The organism is Clostridium sp. AF32-12BH, assembly GCF_003477935.1.
Taxonomy (GTDB): Bacteria; Bacillota; Clostridia; order Lachnospirales; family Lachnospiraceae; genus Brotaphodocola.
This window is the reverse complement of sequence record NZ_QUEH01000045.1, coordinates 1-1,456: the sequence shown is the minus strand read 5'-3', so window position 1 is coordinate 1,456 and position 1,456 is coordinate 1. Positions and strand designations below refer to the sequence as shown.

Genomic DNA, 1,456 nt, shown 5'->3' with positions numbered 1-1,456 from the left:
TCCCGTTCCATCCAGGCTTTCCATTCCGTCTGCTTCCGGCCCAGCCCTTCAAATCCCTGTTGCTTTAACGCCTGTTTCATTGATACCCGCGTTGAGAGGCCCCGGCTCTGCTCCGTTGCCACTGGCACGAAGTCCACATGGAGGTGGGGCGTGGCCTCGTCCATGTGCAGCACCATATTGAACACCCGCAGATGAGGGTTGCGCTCCTGGAAGGACTCTGCAAACTCTTTGAGAGCTGCCGCCGCCCGTTCCCCTCCAGGGGAGCCGCACCCGCAGTCCGTTAAGTTGCCGATCTGAAAGATAGCCTCGTGAAATAGCTTCTCCTGCTTGCTTTGCCGAATATGCTCATAGTAGTCTGGTATCTTATCCCTGGTCTTTTTCTTTTTGGCATTGTAGGCGGCCAGGGCTTCATCAAAAAGTTCGTGGTACACCTTCTTCAAATCCTCGTTGCAAAAGGTGACATTCTGCCCCGACCTGCTTCGGTCTACATTCGCCGCTGAAAAGCTCCTGTTGTTGTGCCGGATACTTCCCCGGCCCGTCATTCCCGAAATGGTTGTGCCTATAAAATCACCCGTCCCTTTCTCGAAAAAAGCCTATATCCTACTACTCCTATTTTACCATACCAGGCCGCAGGCCACAACCTCTTTGTTACTTTCTTGTGAGAAAGTAACGCAAAAGCACTTTCACACCGCCGCCCCATTGGGGCTGGCAGTATGAAAGTGCTTTTGCGCGCTCCCGCGGGGATTGCCGGAGCTGCCAACCGCTACGGTTTCCCGCTGCTTTCGGGCGGCTCCGGCTGGGACTTCGGCCACACTGTCAAATCACTGCTTTATGCTCTGCAAAATTTCCTCAACCGTCGTTCCGTACAACTTTGCCAGCGCAATCAAATTAGAGGTACTCGGATCACATTCTCCGCTTTCCCACTTAGATACTGCTTGCCGACTAACCCCTATTGTTTCTCCTACAAATTCTTGGGTCATCCTATTTTTAGTCCGCAAGTCTTTCAATACTTCACCTAAATTTTGTTTAAGGACGCTCTTTTCAGCTCTTACATCTTTAGACCTAATATATTTCTTCAAAGCTCGAATAATCAAGATAACCAGATAGATAAATAGCCCGAAAAGACCTGCATAGATGATCAAAGAAATAACCATCATTGGTGCCGCTATACTCATATTTGTTCCTCCTTTCTGATCATCATTTTAGCAATAGCTTCTCGGTTGCTACCACCAATTATTGAGCAACTTTAAGTTGCTTTCTACTTTCCAAACAGTTTACTAAACCACCCGCGCTTTTGCTCCGGCTCCTGGCCCTGCTGATCCGCTCCGGCCTCCCCGGTAAGAAGCTGCTGCTGGATTGTCCCCGCGTGAAGGGCCTGGGCCGCCGCTGCTGTCTGCTGGGCGGCAACCAGAGCCTCCGTCAGCTTTTCAATCTGCCTGTCTTTTACTTCAAGCTG

The 1,456-nt window shown here is 50.7% G+C and carries 2 protein-coding genes and 1 pseudogene; all 3 read right to left on the bottom strand.

The features are described 5' to 3' along the window. A partial coding sequence (locus DWZ40_RS19115; protein ID WP_243035400.1) for a plasmid recombination protein occupies positions 1-542 on the bottom strand: 542 nt, incomplete at its 3' end. A 279-nt stretch (positions 543-821) separates the two neighbouring features. Further along, positions 822-1,175: a helix-turn-helix transcriptional regulator gene (locus DWZ40_RS19110; protein ID WP_118544361.1), complete on the bottom strand. Its 354-nt coding sequence runs from the start codon at positions 1,173-1,175 to the stop codon at positions 822-824. 83 nt (positions 1,176-1,258) lie between these two features. Beyond that, a pseudogene (locus tag DWZ40_RS19105) lies at positions 1,259-1,456 on the bottom strand (hypothetical protein); the annotation flags it as partial.

Excerpts from the sequence above, each read along its gene's own strand:
- DWZ40_RS19110 (WP_118544361.1), bottom strand. The coding sequence starts at position 1,175 with ATGAGTATAGCGGCACCAATGATGGTTATTTCTTTGATCATCTATGCA.